The organism is Streptomyces vietnamensis (assembly GCF_000830005.1).
Lineage (GTDB): Bacteria > Actinomycetota > Actinomycetes > Streptomycetales > Streptomycetaceae > Streptomyces > Streptomyces vietnamensis.
This window is the reverse complement of sequence record NZ_CP010407.1, coordinates 7,445,940-7,464,139: the sequence shown is the minus strand read 5'-3', so window position 1 is coordinate 7,464,139 and position 18,200 is coordinate 7,445,940. Positions and strand designations below refer to the sequence as shown.

The 18,200-nt window shown below is 72.8% G+C and carries 12 protein-coding genes; 5 read left to right on the top strand and 7 right to left on the bottom strand.

Features of this window, described 5'->3' with window-relative positions; genetic code table 11:
• Positions 1-78: 78 nt before the first annotated feature.
• The 6 genes from SVTN_RS33405 to SVTN_RS33380 all read right to left on the bottom strand — a co-directional run bounded on the left by SVTN_RS33405 (position 79) and on the right by SVTN_RS33380 (position 7,812).
• Positions 79-1,626 carry a recombinase family protein gene (locus SVTN_RS33405; protein ID WP_245727728.1) on the bottom strand — a complete coding sequence of 516 codons (1,548 nt, stop codon included), beginning with the start codon at positions 1,624-1,626 and terminating at the stop codon, positions 79-81.
• Positions 1,627-1,710: 84 nt separating this feature from the next.
• The gene (locus SVTN_RS33400; protein ID WP_041132438.1) at positions 1,711-2,133 is read right to left on the bottom strand and encodes a YjbQ family protein; all 423 of its coding nucleotides are present in this window, start codon (positions 2,131-2,133) and stop codon (positions 1,711-1,713) included.
• Positions 2,134-2,257: 124 nt separating this feature from the next.
• The gene (locus tag SVTN_RS33395) at positions 2,258-3,004 is read right to left on the bottom strand and encodes an ABC transporter ATP-binding protein (RefSeq protein WP_041132437.1); all 747 of its coding nucleotides are present in this window, start codon (positions 3,002-3,004) and stop codon (positions 2,258-2,260) included.
• Positions 3,001-5,790 (bottom strand): ABC transporter permease subunit, encoded by a 2,790-nt coding sequence (locus SVTN_RS33390; RefSeq protein ID WP_041132436.1) that lies wholly within the window; start codon positions 5,788-5,790, stop codon positions 3,001-3,003. The genes SVTN_RS33395 and SVTN_RS33390 overlap by 4 nt, the downstream gene beginning before the upstream one ends.
• A gap of 12 nt (positions 5,791-5,802) precedes the next feature.
• Positions 5,803-7,056: an ABC transporter substrate-binding protein gene (locus tag SVTN_RS33385; RefSeq protein WP_041132435.1), complete on the bottom strand. Its 1,254-nt coding sequence runs from the start codon at positions 7,054-7,056 to the stop codon at positions 5,803-5,805.
• Between the two features lie 84 nt (positions 7,057-7,140).
• Positions 7,141-7,812 carry a class I SAM-dependent methyltransferase gene (locus SVTN_RS33380; RefSeq protein WP_041132434.1) on the bottom strand — a complete coding sequence of 224 codons (672 nt, stop codon included), beginning with the start codon at positions 7,810-7,812 and terminating at the stop codon, positions 7,141-7,143.
• Positions 7,813-8,134: 322 nt separating this feature from the next.
• Here SVTN_RS33380 and SVTN_RS33375 point away from each other — a divergent pair, with 322 nt between their 5' ends.
• Complete coding sequence (locus SVTN_RS33375) at positions 8,135-9,154, top strand: MsnO8 family LLM class oxidoreductase (protein ID WP_041132433.1); 1,020 nt, start codon at positions 8,135-8,137, stop codon at positions 9,152-9,154.
• 18 nt (positions 9,155-9,172) lie between these two features.
• Here SVTN_RS33375 and SVTN_RS33370 read toward each other — a convergent pair whose 3' ends face one another.
• Entirely contained in the window at positions 9,173-11,443 is a 2,271-nt protein-coding gene (locus SVTN_RS33370; protein WP_041132432.1) for an MMPL family transporter, read from the bottom strand.
• Positions 11,444-11,618: 175 nt separating this feature from the next.
• Between SVTN_RS33370 and SVTN_RS33365 the strand changes: the two genes are divergently transcribed.
• The 4 genes from SVTN_RS33365 to SVTN_RS41230 all read left to right on the top strand — a co-directional run bounded on the left by SVTN_RS33365 (position 11,619) and on the right by SVTN_RS41230 (position 18,197).
• Positions 11,619-12,791, top strand: a complete 1,173-nt coding sequence (locus tag SVTN_RS33365; RefSeq protein ID WP_041132431.1) for a sensor histidine kinase — start codon at positions 11,619-11,621, stop codon at positions 12,789-12,791.
• Positions 12,766-13,428 (top strand): response regulator, encoded by a 663-nt coding sequence (locus tag SVTN_RS33360; protein WP_041132430.1) that lies wholly within the window; start codon positions 12,766-12,768, stop codon positions 13,426-13,428. Before SVTN_RS33365 ends, SVTN_RS33360 begins: the two co-directional genes overlap by 26 nt.
• 168 nt (positions 13,429-13,596) lie before the next feature.
• The gene (locus SVTN_RS33355; protein WP_041132429.1) at positions 13,597-15,954 is read left to right on the top strand and encodes an ATP-binding cassette domain-containing protein; all 2,358 of its coding nucleotides are present in this window, start codon (positions 13,597-13,599) and stop codon (positions 15,952-15,954) included.
• A gap of 44 nt (positions 15,955-15,998) precedes the next feature.
• A complete protein-coding gene (locus tag SVTN_RS41230) occupies positions 15,999-18,197 on the top strand; it encodes a protein kinase domain-containing protein (protein WP_052499437.1) in 2,199 nt (732 codons plus the stop codon).
• Positions 18,198-18,200: the final 3 nt, after the last annotated feature.

The window sequence follows — 18,200 nt, the reverse complement described above, 5'->3', positions numbered from 1 at the left end:
AATTCGCCCGGTTTTCAGGCCGAGCGTGCACCAGCGGGCCCGTCTTGGCGGCGCCGGGATCCTCTGGTATCGGAGTCCTCAGCGCTTCGGTGTCCGGTCGCCGTGTTGCTGCGGATCTCGGTCCGGACCGTGCAGGAGTCCAGGGACCCATCGGACAGGAGCCGAGGCCGGGTACACGGTCACCCTGACACAGAAGTCCAGGAGGATCTCTTTGCGGGCCTGGACGTCGGGAGCGTTCGTCCACCGGTCCGCCACGGTCTCTCCGGTGGGGCGCTGCACCATGCCGGGCGGGCGCTGGGGTTCGTTCTCCAGCTCCCTAAGCTCGTGGGAGAGCTCGCTGTACCGCTCGCGGTACCACTGAGCGTCGTCGGGAGCGTCGTAGAGGCCGGCCTCGCGGTCGCTGCGCAGCCGCTTCCGGCTGGCCTCGACCTCGGCGATGCGGTCAGCGACGCCGTTGCCAGCGTCGTAGACCGTCTCCATGATCGCGCCGTGCCCGAACTTCTCCAGGAACCATGCCTCGACCAGGGCGTCCAGGTTGGCGACGCGCATGTTGGGAGCCGGGCGGCAGTGCTGTGCGTTCCTCCAGCCCTTGTTCCGGACGGTGCAGGCGTAACGAGGCGGGGCATCGGCGGACGTCTGGGTGAAGAGACGGTTGTGACACTGGCCGCACACGGCCACTTCCGTCAGAAGGTACGACCGGTTGGACTTACGGCCCCGAAACGGGGTGTCGCGGGCGCATAGGATCTCCTTCAGCGCGTTGTGCGTGGTGCGGTTCCACAACCCCTCGCACAGACGCACCGGTTTCCCTGACCGATCGATGACAGGCTTGCCCTGATGGACGAGGTACCCCATGGCCGCCTCGGACAGCAGCATGTTGCGCAGACTCGTGGGATACCAGGGCCGGCCGGCCGCCGGCTTCCCGTACATGACCGCAAGGTGGTCGACCGGCGCCAGCTCCCCGAGCCGGTTGAGGCGAGCGGCCTCGCTGCTGGGCGACACATTCTCAGGATCGGCCAGGATACGGCTGGCGACGGTTCGCAGGACCTCGGCCGCGTGAGGATGCAGCTCGACACGCTCGACCCGGCCGTTGGGCACGGTGCGCACGTACCGGAAGCCGTAGGAGGGCTTGCCCTTGGGCCGGCCGGCCGCGCGTATCTTCTTGGTGGCGTCACGGTTGCGCCGCTGAATGGCGCGCAGCTCCATCTGTGCGCCCCACGCCTCCATCGTGAAGCGGTTCTCGTCGTTGGGGTCGTCGAGGTTCCAGACGCCCTCGTGTCCGTAGGAGACGAGGAGCTTGCCCTCGTCGCGCATCTTGTAGCCGGTGTTGAGGCAGTCGACCACGTTGCGGCCGAGCCGGTCGACGGCAGCGGCGACGAGCCCGTCGTACTTGCCCCGCTCGTCGCGGAGCCACGGGCCGAGCTTCGGGCGGGTCATCGGATCGGTGGCGCCGGAGACCTCCCAGTCGTCCGCCCAGTCGATGATGTGGCCGCCGACGGCCGCTGCAGCCGTCAGCACGTCCTCCCGCTGCCGCTCGGGCGAGGTCGTGGCAGCCTTGACCCGCGACAGCCTGCGTACGCCGAGCAGGCACTTTCCGCAGCCGTCGTACGGCCGCTCGACTTCGTTCATGGTGGTACCGCGCATCTTTCTCCCGTTTCGCCGGAGCGTAAGGAGAATCGGCGGCCACACCCAGGACGATCTTGATCGCCCCGATCAGCTCAGGAAGCTCAACCGCACTTGACGGTTGGGATTAGAGATGTTGGTGTCCACCAGACACACCGACTGCCAGGTGCCCAAGGCCAGTTCACCGCCGATCACAGGGATCGTCGCATGCGGCGGAACGATGGCCGGCAACACGTGGTCACGGCCGTGGCCCGGGCTTCCATGGCGGTGCTGCCAGCGTTCGTCCGCGGGAAGGAGCTGGTGGAGGGCGGCCAGGAGGTCGCTGTCGCTGCCCGCACCCGTTTCGATCAACGCCACCCCCATGGTCGCGTGCGGTGTGAAGACGTTCAGGAGCCCGTCCCTGCCCTGTGCCACCTCGGCCAGGAAAGAGGAGCACTCCCGGGTCAGGTCGTAGACCGTTTCCGCTGCCCCAGTGGTGATGTCAAGGATCCGGCTCTGGAATTCGTGGCTCATGCCCCCATGGTGGGCGGACGGAGCTTTCCACTCAAACCTCACACGCAGACGACTCGGCAGGGTCTCGGTCACGGTCCGGGATGAAGGGGGCCAGGCGGGGGGCGGAGACCGATCGGGGTGCTTCTCATTCCGCGCTTCCGGGGCCGGCGCCGAGGTACGCCTCCCGCACCGCCGGGTCCGCGTGGATCTCGGCCGCCGTCCCTTCGGCGAGGACCCGGCCGAGGTCGAGGACCACGACGCGCGAGCACAGCTCCATCACGAAGGCCACGTCGTGCTCGACGAGCAGCACCGCGCAGTTCTCCTCGTCGGCCATGTGACGGATGACGGCGGCGAGTCCGCGGCGCTCCTCGGCGGTCGTCCCGGACGCGGGCTCGTCCAGGAGCAGGACCCGGGGCGGGTCGGCGAGCGCGCGGGCCAGTTCGACCATGCGGGCCTGTCCTACGGGCAGGCCGCCCGCGTACGAGTCGGCGAGCGCGTCCAGCCCGCACTCGTGGAGCACGGCGGCGGCCCGTTCCCGGTGGCGGCGCGCCGCGGGCCGTACGCCGCCCCGCCAGTCCTGTGCGACGAGGAGATTGTCCGCGACCGTCAACTGGCCGAAGAGCTGCTGGCGTTGGAAGGTGCGGCGGATGCCGTGCCGGGCCCGCCAGACGGGGGACCGGCGGGTGATGTCCGTACCGTCGTACGCGATCGTTCCCGCGTCCGGCCGCCGCATCCCCGACAGCACGTCGAAGAGCGTCGTCTTGCCCGCGCCGTTCGGCCCGATGAGGCCGCAGATCTCGCCGGGGCCGACGGAGACGGTCACGTCGCGCAGGGCGCGGACGCCGCCGAAGCGGACGTCGATCCCGCTCGCGCGGAGCAGCCTGCGGCTCATCGGTGGACTCCCGTCCCCAGGTAGGCCTCGGCGAGCCGGTCCCGGTCCACCTCGGACCGCGGTCCGGACCAGGCGATCCCGCCCTGTGCGAGGTACGCGACGGTGTCGGCTATGCCGAGCACCTCGGCCGCCTTCTCCTCCACGAGGACCAACGCGGTGCCGTGGTCGCGGAGTTCGGTCAGGAGACGGAAGACCTCGTCCACGACGCGGGGCGCCAGGCCGAGGGACGGTTCGTCGGCGACGAGGACCGCCGGCGGTCGCTGGAGGAGCGGGGCGAGGGCGAGGAGCTGCTGCTCGCCGCCCGACAGGGACCCGGCGGGGACGGTTCGGCGGGCGGCGAGGGCGGGGAAGCGTTCGTACACGGCGTCGCGGTCCTCGGCCTCCGTCAGCTGCAGGGCGAGGTTCTCCTCGATCGAGAGCCCGGCGAAGATCCCCCGCCCCTCGGGGGCCAGCCGCACCCCGCGGCGTGCCCGGGCGACCGCCGCGTCGCGGGTGGCGTCCTCGCCCCGTACCCGTACGAGACCGCGGGCCGGCCGCAGCTGTCCCGCCGCCACCCGGCAGAGGGTGGACTTCCCGGCCCCGTTGGGCCCGAGCAGCACCAGCACCTCGCCGGCGCGCACCACGAGGTCCACGCCGTGCAGCACGGGCGCGCCGCCGTACCCGGCGTGCACGCCGCCGAGCTCGAGCGCGCCCGGCAGCTCGCCGCGCGATTCCGCGGCCGCGCCTCCGACACCGGCGATGAAGGGCCGGGGCTCGGTCGCGCCCGAACCGCCGCGCGATTCCGTGACCGCGCCGGAGGCGTCGACGTGCGGCTTCGTCGTTCGCGCGGTGGTGTCGGTCCCGCCTCGCGAGACGGGGTCGGCCGCCCCTGCCTTCGCCGCGCGCCGCGCGGCCAGCCTCGACGGCAGCGCCGCGCAGTACCCGTCCGGGTCGTTCGCCAGCGCGAGCCCCGCCAGGCCGAAGAGGATCACCGGCAGATGCGCGGACTCCGTGACGTATTCCGTCATCAGGTGCGGGACCACCGCGAAGACGAGCCCCGCCACCACGGCGAACTGCGGTCTGCGCACCCCCGCCGCGACCACGACCGCCAGCCAGACCAGGCCCGTCATCGCCGTGAAGTCCGTGGCCGTGATCCTGGTGTTGTACGAGGCGTAGAGCACTCCCCCGAAGCCCGCGAGGCCCGCCGACACCGTGAAGAGCAGGAGCTTCGTCCGTACCACCGAGACGCCCGACGCCGCGGCGGCCTCCGGGGCCGAGCGGACCGCGAGGACGGCCCGGCCCCAGCGGGAGCCGCGCAGCCGGGTGAGGAGCGCGACGAGCACCCCGCTGAGCAGGACGAGTGCGAGTCCCATCGCCCGGTCGTCGCCGAGGTCCACGGGTCCGGCCACCGGCCGCGGGATCTCCCAGCCGGTGTCGCCGTTGCGCAGCCATCCGAGCTGGAAGAGCACCTGGTCCGCCAGGAAGGCGAGCGCCAGGGTGGCCAGGGCCAGTGTTCTGCCCCCGAGCCGCAGTGCGGGCAGCGCGACCACCGCGCCGAGCAGGGCCGCGGCCGCCGTTCCGACCGCCGCGGCGGCGACGAAGGGCCAGCCGTGGCTCATCAGCAGTCCCGCGACGAGAGCGGCGGCGGTCACGAACGTCGCCTGGGCCAGCGACACCATCGCACCGAGGCCGGTGACCACCGTGAACGACATGAACACGAGCCCGATCGCGAGTCCCTGGGCCAGGATCCCGCTCCAGAAGGGTGTGGTGACGGTGTAGAACGCCGTGCCGAGGAGCACGCCGGCCACCAGCCACGCGCCCCAGCGGCGGCCCCAGCCCTTCCCGGCGAGGTATTCGACGGGCGGTGGGTCCGCGGCCGCCGTGCCCGCCGCCCGGCGACGGCGCCGCCCCAGGAGGACGAGACCGGCGAAGAGGATGAGGAACGGTACGGCCGTGCGGAAGCCGGTGATGTCCTCGGCGAACGACGCGTACCCCGCCACCAGGTTCTGCAGCACCCCGAGCCCGAGGCCGCCGGCGAAGGCGAGCGGCACCGACGCGAAGCGGCCGAGGACCGCGGCGGTGGCCGAGACGAACAGGAACAGCGTGTAGTCGTGCGCGGAGAGCCCGAGGAGCGGGGTGGCGAGGACGCCGGCGAGGCCCGCGAGGCCGGACGACAGCATCCACGCGATCGAGGACAGCCGGTCCGCGCTGATGCCCCGCAGCTCGGTCAGCGCCCGGTCGTCGACCGCCGCCCGCAGCCGCAGGCCGAGCCGGGTGTGCCGCATCAGGGCCCACAGTCCGGCCGCCGCGAGGGCGGTGGCGATCCAGGTGATCAGCTGGTCGGAGTCGATGCCGACCCCGTCGAGCGGCTGCCAGGACACCGCGGGGCTCGGCCCGACGCCCGGCAGCCCGAACTGGTTCTCGGCGGGCTTGACCGGGGCGCCCGCCCGCTCCAGGAGTTCGACCACCCACAGTCCGGCCGCGGGCAGCGCGACGAGCAGGCCGATCGTGGCCACGATCTGCGCCGTCTCGCCGACCCCGGCCAGCTTTCTGAACATCAGCCGGTCAAGGCCCCAGCCGAGGCCGGGCGCCACCACGAACACCAGGAGCAGGGCGGTGGGGACGGCCGGCCAGCCGAAGCCGGAGTGGAGCTCGTAGAAGGCGAGCGCGCAAAGGTAGGCGGTGGCTCCGTGCGCGAAGTTGAAGAGCCCGGAGGCGGAGTAGGACAGGACGAGCCCGGTCGCGAGCAGCGCGTACAGCGCGCCCGAGACCAGCCCGCTCAGGACGAAGCCCAGCAGGTCACCCACGTGACGCGCCCCTCAACCGAAGGGGATCGGCGGATAGCACTTGAACGGCACGGCCACCTCGTACCGCCCGTTCTTCAGCCGGACGAGCGCGCCGCAGCCGAAGCTCTCCTTCTGCCCCTTGGGCTCGGTGCGGTCGCCCACGAGCGTCCCGGTGTCGGAGAAGCCTCGGGCGGCCTTCTGGAAGGAGTCGACGGTGAGGTCCTTGCCGGCCTTCGCGGCGATCGAGAGGAAGAGATCGGCGCTCATGTACCCCGTCATCATGTGCATGTCGAGGGGGACGTCCTTGCCGCCGGCGGCCTTCTTGATGTCGGCCTTGAACTGCCGCATCGCGGGACTGTCCGACTCGAAAGGCTGGAACTGCAGCAGTACGTGCACCCCGTCGAGGGCCTGCTTCGTCGCGTCCTTCGCGAGCAGCCCGGGGTCGTAGTCCGTCGGGTCGGAGATGACGCCCTTGTAGCCGGACCGCTTGAGCGCGGTGAACAGGCCGATGTTGTACGGCGTCTGCATCACGGAGACCACGGCGTCGGGTGCGCGGCCGCCGGGGCCGGAGCGGAGGATCTCCTTGGTGTACGCCGACCAGTCGCTGGGCATCGAGGTCGCGGGCACCACGGCCTTGGCGTACGCGACCCGGAAGCCGGCCGCCTTGAAGCCCTGGGTGAAGGTACGGATGCCGAACTTGCCGGCGTCGCTGTCGCCGGCGATCAGCGCGACCGACTTGCCGTGCGCGCCGCCGAGGACGGTCGCGAGGCCTTCGGGCCAGGTCTGGTTGAGCGTGCCGCCGGGCATCGGGACGAGGCAGCCGTTGAAGCCGTAGAGGTGCGCGGGCCCGCAGAACGAGGGGAGCGTGCCCCAGCCCACCGTCGGGACCTTCTGGGCGTCGAGGAAGTCGGCCCCGGCGAAGGTGACCGAGCTCATCGGGGAGACGGCGAAGACCTTGTCCTGCTGGACGAGCTTGCGGGCCGCGGCCAGGTTCCTGGCGGGGTCCTGGCCGTCGTCCTCGGCCCCGAGGTACTCGATCTTCCGTCCGTTGACCCCGCCCTCGGCGTTGGCCCGGTCGTAGCGGGCGCGGGCGCCGAGGTCGGTGTCCTTCTTGGAGTAGCCGCTGGCGGTCGTCATGGAGACGATGCCGCCGACCTTGATCGTGTCGTCGGTGACTCCGCGTACGGAGGAGGAGGAAGGGGCGCTTCCGCCGGTGGACGCGGAGTTGCAGGCGGTGACGAGGAGCAGGGCGAAGGTGGCGGCGATGACGCGCAACGGTCGAGGCACGGGCGATCCCTCCGTCGGGTGACCGCATTCTGTGACCGGACTGATGAAGCGTCAATAACTGATGCAGCGTCAATTGACGATACGTCAGACCTCGGGCGTCCCCGTGGGGGCCGGGCGGCGGGCGTAGGTGAAGAGGTGGTCCTCGGGCGCCGCGCGGTCGTCGTCCGGGTCGAAGACCGACAGCTCGTGGTGGAGCACGTCGAGGCCGCAGTCCTCCCGCTGGAGGCGCAGGTACTCCTCCACCGAGAAGCTGGAGACCCTGACCGTGCGCTCCATCCAGACGATCTCCACGTCCTCCACGTCCGCGGGCACGGTCGCCGTCACCAGGAAGCCGCCCGGCGCCAGCCAGCCCGCCATGCGCTTCAGGGCGGCGGCCGCCTCCGCCCGGCTCATCATCATCAGCGGGAAGAACGCGCACACCGCGTCGAAGTGGCCCTCCGGCGCGTCGAAGGCGCGCACGTCGCACTGCTCGAAGCGGGCCCCGGGCACCTGCGCGCCCGCGAGGGCGACCATCTCGCCGGACACGTCGATGCCGGTCACCTCGCAGCCGGCGCGCACCAGGAGGTCGGCCACCGGGCGTCCGGTCCCGCTGCCGACGTCGAGGACCCTGGCCCCCGCGCCCAGCCGTGCGGTGAGCCACTCGATCGCCGCCAGCTGGGCCGGCAGCCGGACGAAGGCACGTTCGTACTCGATCCCCAGACCGTCGAACAGCTCCGCCGCCGACACCGGCCGCCCCTTCGTCGCATCGTGGTCCATGCCGCGTTCCCTCCGTCGTGGGTGAGTGATCAGGGTTCGTACCACGGGCAGGCCTACCCGCCCCGAGCTTTCCCGCAACGCGGGCGGAGTGCGGATCGACGGCCTTCCGGACCGTGTGGGCGAGGCCGCGGGCCCCGGCCGAGCACCGTCGCGACCGGGGCCTCGGCCGATCACCGGCGGGGCGGGGGCCTCGGCCGATCACCTCCGCGGCCGGGGCCCCGGCCGATCACCGCCGCAGCCGGGGCCCCGGCCGGCGAGCCCGCCCCGGTCGCCGGAAGGCCGCCGGGGAATCCCTCCCGGCCCCGTGCACGTTGCACCCTCCGTGAGCACCTTCCTCGACGGCGTCCGCTTCTCCGTCCTCGACCGCTCCCGCACCCGGGAGGGCGAGGACGCTCCTCAGGCGCTGCGCGACACCGTGCGCCTCGCCCGGGAGGTGGAGGCCCTCGGTTACCACCGGTTCTGGGTGTCGGAGCACCACGGCGTGCCCGGGGTCGCCGGTTCGGCGCCCACGGTCCTCGCCGCCGCCGTCGCCGCCGCGACCTCCACGGTCCGGGTCGGTACGGGAGGGGTGATGCTCCCGAACCACCGGCCGCTGGTCGTGGCCGAGCAGTTCGGGGTCCTTGAGTCCCTCTTCCCCGGCCGGATCGACATGGGGATCGGCCGTTCGGTGGGGTTCACGGACGGCGTCCGCCGGGCCCTCGGCCGGGCCAAGGAGGAGGCCGACCGGTTCGGGGAGCAGCTCGCCGAGCTCCTCGGCTGGTTCACCGGCGAGCAGACGGCCCACCCGCAGGTGCACGCCCGGCCCGCCGAGGGCCTGCGGGTTCCGCCCTTCGTCCTCGCGACCGGGGAGGGTGCCGGGATCGCCGCGGCGGCCGGGCTGCCCCTGGTCATCGGCGACCTGCGCGGCCGGAACCGGCTCCTCAAGGCCGTCGACACGTACCGCGCCGCCTTCCGACCGTCCCCGTGGGCCGCCGAGCCGTACGTGGTCGTCGCCGGGACGGTCGCGGTGGCCGCCACCGAGGCGGAGGCGCGGCGGCTGCTGATCCCGGAGGCCTGGTCGCTCGCGCACTCGCGCACCCGCGGCACCTTCCCGCCGCTCGCCGCGCCCGAGCGGATCGAGGGGCTGTCGATGACGGAGAAGCAGCGCGGTTTCTACGAGGCGGGGCTCGAAGGGCACGTGTACGGCACTGAGGAGCAGGTGGCCGAGGCGCTTGAGCGGGCGGTGAAGGAGACCGGGGCGCAGGAGGTCCTCGTCACCACGAGCACGTACGATCGGGCGGCGCTGAGCGAGTCGTACCGCCGTCTCGCCCGGGCGGTGGGCCTGACGGCACGGGGCGCCTGACGACGGGGGATCCACCGGTCAACGGTCGACCAGCCGTGGACGCGGGGCCTCACCCGTGGATTCCGCGTCGGTGTCGTCGGTGCCGACCGGGCCGCGGGGAAGCATCCGGTCCAGCCACTTCGGCAGCCACCAGTTGGTCCGGCCGAGGAGTGTCATGGTCGCCGGTACCAGCACCATGCGTACGACCGTGGCGTCGATGAAGATCGCGGTGGCCAGGCCGAGCCCGAACATCTTGGTGGAGGGGTCCTCGGCGACGGCGAAGGACAGGAACACCGCCACCATGATGAGGGCGGCCGAGGTGATGATCCGGGCGGTGCCCGAGATGCCCTCGACGATCGCCGTGCGGTTGTCGCCGGTGCGCAGGTACTCCTCGCGTACGCGGGAGAGGAGGAACACCTCGTAGTCCATCGACAGGCCGAACAGGATCGCGAAGAGGAACATCGGGATGAACGACACGATCGGAACCGTCGCTTCCAGCCCGATGAGTGCGCCTCCCCAGCCCCACTGGAAGACCGCGACCATGATGCCGTAGGCCGCGCCGATGCTCAGGAGGTTCAGCAGTACCGCCTTGAGCGGTACGAGTACCGAGCGGAAGACCAGCATCAGCAGCAGGAACGACATCCCCAGCACGGTGGCGACGAGCACCGGCAGGCGTTGGCTGGTGCGTCGGCCCACATCGGACAGGCTCGCGGCGGCGCCGCCGACGTGGGCCCTGGCCGGGCCGTGCCCGATCGCCGTGGGCAGCACGTCGGTGCGCAGCCGGGCGATGGTGTCGGCCGTGGCCTCGTCCTGAGGGCTGGTGGTCGGGAACACCACGAGGGTCGCGATGCCGGTGGCCCGATCGAGGTGCGTCGGCGCGACGGATGCGATGCCCGGATCCGCCGCGACCGCCCCGACGAGTCGGTCCAGCACGCCCGGATCACCGGCGGGGTCCGCGGCGATGACGAGGGGACCGTTGGTGCCCGGGCCGAACCCCTCGGCGACGAGGTCGTAGGCCCGGCGCTCGGTACGGCTGTGGGGCAGCGAGCCGTCGTCGGGCAGGCCGACGCGCAGGCCGAGCACGGGCAGCGTCGCGGTCAGCAGCAGCCCCGCCGCGCCGACCGCGTACGGCACCGGGTGCCGGCTGACGTGCCCGATCCAGCGGCGCCACCCGGCGGCGGGGACGGCGCCCGCCTCCGTGTCCCGCCGCCGTCCGAATCGGACCAGGCGCCCCGCCCGAAGTGCCCGGCCGATCCGGCCGGCCCGGGCCAGGCGCGGGCCCGCGGCGCCGAGGAAGGCCGGAAGCAGCGTCACCGATGCGAGCACCATGGTCAGGACGACGATCGAGACGGCGAACCCGCCCACCGTCATGAACGGCACGTTCGCGACCGCCAGGCCGAGGATCGACACGACGACGGTGCCGCCGGCGAAGACCACCGGCCGCCCCGCCGTTGCCACCGCCCGTCCGGCCGCCTCGCGGGGATCGAGCCCGCGCGCGAGGTACTCCCGGTGTCTGGCGAGCACGAACAGCGCGTAGTCGATGCCCACTCCGAGCCCGACCATGCTGCCCAGGACCGGTGCGAAGGTCGGGACGTCCGTCACGCCCGCGAGTACCGTCATCGTGGCGACCCCGACGGTCAGCCCGAAGACCGCCATGCCGATCGGCAGCGCGGCGGCGACGAGCGAACCGAACGACAGGAACAGGATCGCGGCCGCGGCGAGGAGGCCGATCAGCTCGCTCACGCCGCCGTCGGGGTCGGAGAAGACGTAGAAGAGGTTCCCGCCCATCTCGATGCGCAGGGGCAGTTCGGCGCGCAGCCGGCCGCCGAGTTCGACGAGGGCGTCGAGGTCTTCGGCCGACAGCCGGCTCTGGTCGGGGTACTGCACCCGGACGACCGCGATCCGCCCGTCGGCCGAGACGAGGCCGCCGCGCACGGCGGTGTCCCCGCCCGCGTCGAGCGCACCCGCCGGGTCGCTCGTGCCGAGCACGTGCGGCAGCCGCTCCACCTCGGTCCGCAGCCGCGTGAGAGCGGTGCGCGCGCCGTCGTCGTCGAAGAACGTCGCACCGTCGTCGAAGGGGGTGACGACCACTTGGGCGGTCATCCCCTCCTGGCCGGTGCCTGCCCGCTCGATCAGTTCCGCGGCCCGCTGGGAGTCCAGTCCCGGAGCGGTCATCGAGTCCGCGGTCCGCCCGCCGAAGGCGACGGCGGCGAGGACGACGAGCGCGGCGGCGATCAGCCATGCCGCGATCACCCGCCAGGGATGACGGGCGGCGCTTGTGCCCAGGCGCAACAGGGCTTTCGAGAGCATCGGTTCCTCCAACCACCTCGTCGGCCGTCCTTGTACGGCCGCCGATGCCGAGGGTCGTCGCCACGGCGCTCCGCGGCATCGGCCCGCGGGCCGCGGATCCGTCGGCCCCGGGGCGGAGTGACGACCCGTACTTTCGGCCGATGCGCGGCACGCCGCGGCCCCTAGGCTGAGAACCGTGCTCCGAGACGACCTGCGAACCCTGTGGACCGAACCCCGGCCGCCCGACGCCCCCGTCCGGGTGTGGCGGGACTGGGCGCTGCTCGCCGCGGGCCTTGCCGGTGTGGTGCTGGAGGCCACCCTGCGCGAGGACGTCGCGTGGCGGCCGGTGGCGGTGGTGTGCGCCGTGTGGCTGTGCCTGCTGCTCCTGTGGCGCCGGACCCGCCCGCTGGCGATGGTGACGCTGGCGTTCGGCTCGGTGGTCCTGCTTCCGGTGGTCTCGCTCGTCGTCGTACCGCGCGAGCCCGTCGGCCTGTACACCAGCGGGGTCGTGCTCGTGCTGGTGTACGCGCTGCCCCGGTGGGGATCGGGACGCGAGATCGTGCTGGGCGGTGCGGTGATCCTCGCGGCCGGCGTGCTGTGTTCCGTCATGGACGAGACCCCGTTCCTCGAGAACGTCGTGGGCCTCGCCTTCCTGCTGCTGCCCGGTGTGGTCGGGGCCGCCGTGCGGTTCCGGGGGACCGCTCGCGAGCGGCAGTTGGAGCAGGTGCGCTCCCGCGAGCGCGAGCAGCTCGCCCGGGAACTGCACGACACGGTGGCCCACCACGTGTCGGCCATGGTGATCATCGCCCAGGCGGGCCGGGTGCTCGCGGGCATCGACCCGTCCGCCGCCGTCGAGGCGCTGGAGGGGGTCGAGGAGGAAGGGGCGCGCACGCTGGAGGAAATGCGCGCCATGGTCGCCGCGCTGCGCGACCGCGGGGTCGGCGCCGAGCTGGCGCCCCCCGCCGGAGTCGCGGATCTGGAGCGCCTGGTGCGCACCCCGGGTGGTCGCCTCAGGGTCGACCTGGGGCTCGACGGCGAACTGGACGCGCTGCCCCCGGCCGTGGACGCGGCCGTCTACCGGATCGTGCAGGAGTCGGTGACCAACGCGCTGCGCCATGCGGTCGACGCGACCGAGCTCGTCGTCCGGGTCACCGCGGAACGGCACACGGTACGCGTGAGCGTGCGCGACAACGGCCGGCGCACCGGCCGGGGCCGCGACGGATACGGACTTACCGGACTGCGCGAGCGCGCGACCCTGCTCGGCGGCACACTACGAGCCGGCCCCGGTACCGACCGGGGCTGGCACGTCGAAGCCGAACTGCCGAGAGCGAGGAGCGAGAGCGGTGCCCATTCGCGTCCTCGTCGCTGACGACCAGACGATCATCCGCACCGGGCTGCGGATCATTCTGAACGCCCAGCCCGGCATCGAGGTGGTCGGCGAGGCCGCCGACGGACGGGAAGCGGTACGTCTGGCCCGCGAACTGCGCCCCGACGTCTGCCTGTTCGACATCCGCATGCCCGTACTCGACGGACTCGAGGCCACCCGGTCGGTCGCCGGCCCGGGCGTCGCCGACCCGCTGGCCGTGGTCGTCATCACCACGTTCGACCTCGACGAGTACGTCTACGGCGCGCTGCGTGCCGGCGCCCGCGGATTCCTCCTCAAGGACACGGGACCGGACCTTCTGGCCCAGGCCGTACGGTCGGCGTCCGACGGTGAGGCGCTCATCGCGCCCAGCGTCACCGTCCGTCTGCTCCAGGCGTTCGCGGACCTGCCCGCCGGGCGGCCCGTGGCCCAGCCGGTCTCCCCCGTCACCGTCCGCGAGGAGCAGGTGCTCCTCGCCGTCGCCCGCGGGCTGACCAACACCGAGATCGCCGATGCACTGCACATCAGCCTCAGCACGGTGAAGACGCATCTGGCCAGCCTGATGGCCAAACTCGGCGCCCGGAACCGGGTCGAGATCGCGATGTGGGCCTACGAGACGCGTCGCATCCTCCCCGGAACCTGAGCCGGGTGCCGGGCCATGTCCCATGGGTCCCCGCCCGGGCATCAGCGCACCGGTCGGCTCACGTCGGCGCGCGCTCCAGGGCCTGTCCGGCCCTGATCCGCCGGACAGGCCCCAGGGTCGACCGGGGACCGAACGGGGCAAACGCGCACCATTCGATAAGGTCGCCGCATGCACGACACGCCCCATGATCCGTACGTCCGCGTCCGAGGCGCCCGCGAGCACAACCTCGCCGGGGTCGACGTCGACATCCCGCGCGACGCGCTCGTCGTGTTCACCGGGGTCTCCGGCTCCGGCAAGTCGTCGCTGGCCTTCGGGACGATCTACGCCGAGGCCCAGCGCCGCTACTTCGAGTCGGTGGCCCCGTACGCGCGGCGGCTGATCCACCAGGTGGGGGCGCCCGCGGTCGGCGAGATCACCGGGCTGCCGCCCGCGGTCTCCCTGGAGCAGCGCCGGTCCTCGCCGAACGCCCGCTCCTCCGTCGGTACGGTGACCACCCTCTCCAACTCCCTGCGGATGCTGTTCTCACGGGCCGGGGACTATCCCGAGGGCGCGGAGAGGCTCGACTCCGACGCCTTCTCCCCCAACACGGCGGCGGGCGCGTGCCCTTCGTGCCACGGCCTCGGGCTGATCCACGACACCAGCGAGGAACTCCTCGTACCCGACCCGGACCTGTCGATCCGCGAGGGTGCGATCGCCGCCTGGCCGGGCGCCTGGCAGGGGAAGAACCTGCGGGACGTCCTCGGCACCCTCGGATACGACGTCGACCGGCCGTGGCGGGAGCTCGACGCGAAGGACCGGGAGTGGATCCTCTTCACGGACGAGCAGCCGGTCGTCACCGTGCACCCGGTGCGGGAGGCGGACCGCATCCAACGCCCGTACCAGGGCACGTACATGAGCGCGCGCCGCTATGTGATGCGTACCTTCTCCGACTCGAAGAGCACGTCCCTGCGCACCAAGGCGGAGCGCTTCCTCACCAGTTCGCCCTGCCCGGCGTGCGGCGGCGGCCGGCTGCGGCCCGAGGCCCTCGCGGTCACCTTCGCCGGCCGGAACGTCGCCGAGCTCGCCGCCCTGCCCCTCACATCTCTGGCCGGTCTGCTCTCGACGGCCGTGGCGACGGCGGCGCAGCCCTCGGAGACGGCGCGGGTCCTCACCGAGGACCTCGTCGCCCGGATCGGCACGGTCACCGAACTCGGCCTCGGCTACCTCAGCCTGGACCGCGCCACCCCCACCCTCTCCAACGGCGAGCTGCAGCGGCTGCGGCTCGCCACCCAGCTGCGCTCCGGCCTCTTCGGCGTGGTGTACGTCCTCGACGAGCCGTCCGCCGGGCTGCACCCGGCCGACACCGAGGCCCTGCTCGTGGTCCTCGACCGGCTCAAGGCCGCCGGGAACTCGGTCTTCGTCGTCGAGCACCACCTCGACGTCGTCCGGCACGCCGACTGGCTCGTGGACGTCGGCCCGCGCGCCGGCGTGCACGGCGGGCGGGTGCTGCACAGCGGCCCGCCGGACGAGCTGGCCGGTGTCGAGGCGTCCGCGACCCGGCGGTTCCTCTTCGACCGGGCGCCCGCGCCCGCGCGGACGGTGCGGGAACCGGCGGGCTGGCTGCGGCCGGGACCGGTCACCCGGCACAACCTGCGGGCGGTGGACACGGCCTTCCCGGTCGGCGTCCTCACCGCCGTGACGGGCGTCTCGGGCTCCGGGAAGTCGACGCTCGTCGACGCGCTGACCGAGGAACTCCCCGGGGTGGGGCGCCTGGTGACGGTGGATCAACGCCCGATCGGCCGTACCCCGCGCTCCAACCTGGCCACGTACACCGGCCTCTTCGACGTCGTGCGCAAGCTCTTCACGGAGACCGAGGAGGCCGGGGCGCGCGGGTACAAGGCGGGCCGCTTCTCCTTCAACGTGCCCGGCGGCCGCTGCGAGACCTGCCAGGGCGAGGGCTTCGTCTCGGTGGAACTCCTCTTCCTGCCCAGTACGTACGCCCCCTGCCCCGACTGCCACGGCGCCCGCTACAACCCCGAGACCCTGGAGGTACGCCTCCGGGGCCTCACGATCGCCGAAGTCCTCGACCTGACCGTCGAGTCGGCGGCCGACTTCTTCGCCGACACCCCCGCGGCGGCCCGCAGCCTGCGCACCCTCCTCGACGTCGGCCTCGGCTACCTCCGCCTCGGCCAGCCGGCCACCGAACTCTCCGGCGGCGAGGCGCAGCGCATCAAACTCGCCTCCGAACTCCAGCGGCCGCGCCGCGCCCACACCCTCTACGTCCTGGACGAGCCGACCACCGGCCTGCACCCGGCCGACGTCGAGGTCCTGATGCGCCAGCTCCACGGCCTCGTGGACGCCGGGCACTCGGTGGTCGTCGTCGAGCACGACATGGACGTCGTCGCCACCGCCGACTGGGTCGTCGACCTCGGCCCCGGCGGCAGCGACCAGGGCGGCCGCGTGGTCGCCGCCGGACCGCCCGCCGAGGTGGCCGCGTCCCGGGAGAGCCGGACGGCCCCGTACCTGGCCAGATCGCTGTACGGCTGACCCGGTACGCTCTCCGGCACACGAGCCGGGGGGACGGGGACGACGTGGCACTGCGGGACAACGATCCGCGCGAGATCGGCGGTTACGTACTCCTGGACCGGCTGGGCTCCGGCGGCATGGGCACGGTCTTCCTGGCCCGGGCCGAGTCGGGGCGGCCGGTGGCGCTGAAGATCGTGCACGAACAGTTCGCCGCGGACGCGGAGTTCCGTACGCGCTTCCGCCAGGAGGTACGGGCGGCGCGCCGGGTCAGCGGCGCGTTCACCGCCCCCGTGGTCGACGCGGACCCGGATGCCGAGCGGCCGTGGATGGCGACGACGTACGTCCCCGGGCGCACCCTCCGGGACCGGGTCGAATCCGAAGGCCCGCTGTCCGGGGCCGAGTTGCGCGCCCTGGCGGTGGGGCTCGTGGAGGCGCTCCGTGAGCTGCACCAGGTGCGGGTGATCCACCGCGACCTCAAGCCCGACAACGTCCTGCTCACGGAGGACGGCCCCCGGGTCATCGACTTCGGCATCTCCCGCGCGCCCGACCACCAGACGCTGACGGTCACCGGCCGCATCCTCGGCACGCCCCCGTACATGTCCCCGGAACAGCTCTCGACCCCGCACCGGGTGACGGCGGCGTCGGACGTCTTCTCGCTGGGCGCGGTGCTCGTGTACGCGACGACGGGTCGCGGCCCGTTCGACGCGGGGAGCCCGTACATGACGGCGTACAACGTGGTCCACGAACCACCGGCGGTGGCGGAACTCTCGGGGACGGTACGGGAGATCGTCCAGTGGTGCCTGTCGAAGGAGCCGAGGGAACGGCCGGGGCCGGAGGATCTGCTGGCGGCGTTCCGGAAGGCCCCGGAGGAGGAGTGGGGCGCTCGGCCGGGCGTTCCCACGGTGCCGGGCTCCGCTTCCCCGGCTCCCGCCACGCGCCACCGGCCCCGCCGCCCGCTCCTGGTGGCCCTGGCGACTGCGGTGGCGTTGGTGGCGGGGACGGGGACCTATGTGGTGTGGCGGGACGACGCCTCGCCGCAGGCCCCGAAGGCGAACGGCCCCTCGGCCCCGGTCACGCCCTCCTCGCAGGCGCCCCGGACGAAGGTGCCCGACGCCGCCACCCTCGCCGCCGCCACCCCGTACAGACCGGTGAGCGGAGGCGACTCCGGCAACTCCGACGCCTACGCGGACTCGCCCGCCCGCCGCCCCAAGGGCTGGCAGCGTTGGACCACGGGCTCCACCCGGGGACCATGCGTCTTCGTCGACGCGTCCCTGGTCTGTACGGCCCCGGCGTCCGCGGGAAGCGGCACGGACGTCGTCCGCATCGACGCGGCCACGGGGAGGACGATCTGGTCGGTCAGGGCCGGTGTGGAGACCGACGGCACACCGGCCGTCGCCGGCACGACCATCGCCGTCTCGACCACTGGCGGGTTCCGGGCCCTCGCCCTCTCCGACGGCCACGTCCTATGGAACCTGCAGGACGAGGACGCCGTCCTCAATCTCACCAGCGACGGCCGGGCCTTCTACGGAACGGCTCAGGACGGCACGGTGCTGGCGGTGAACAGGGCGGACGGCAGGGTGCGCTGGCGACGGCCCGGCATCGCTCAGGGCCTCGCCTATCCGCGCGTTCGCGTCACCGGCAAGCTGGTCCACGTGCTGGCCGGTCGGACCGACTCACCAGACGGAGGCCGTGTCATCAGCCTGCGTGCCTCGGACGGCGCCGACGTCCAGCAGACGAAGCTCGCCCGGTCGTGCACGCCGTGGAGCCTCGCGTTGGCACCGCCGTACCCCGCCGAGGGGGCGGGGCTCATCATCTGCCGCGCTTCGCCCGGCCCCGGATACATCATGCAACTGTTCGGAACGCCTTCTGCCTACCTGGACCTGCCGAACCAGGCCATCGCCGCCCTGACAACCAACGAGCGAAACGCGTACGGCGTGCTCGCGACCCCGGCCGGGGTCAACACCTTCGGGGAGTTCAACGTGCAGGGCCAGGGCACCGTCCTGTGGACGGCCGACCTGGAATTCGGCTGCAACAACCTCGCCCCGGCGCCGGTCGTGACCGGACAGCGCGCCTACGTGGTCTGCGGCGACAGCGGGGCGGTCGTCGACCTCACACAGCACGCTGTGGTGAGCCGATTCCTGCTGCCGGCGCCGGTCTCGCAGTCGGGCGGCACGGACGCTCCATTGATCGTCGCGGGCGGGGTCGTGTACGCCCGGGCCATGACGGGCTGGGCGTCCGTCGACCCCTACGCCACCCCCGCCTGACGG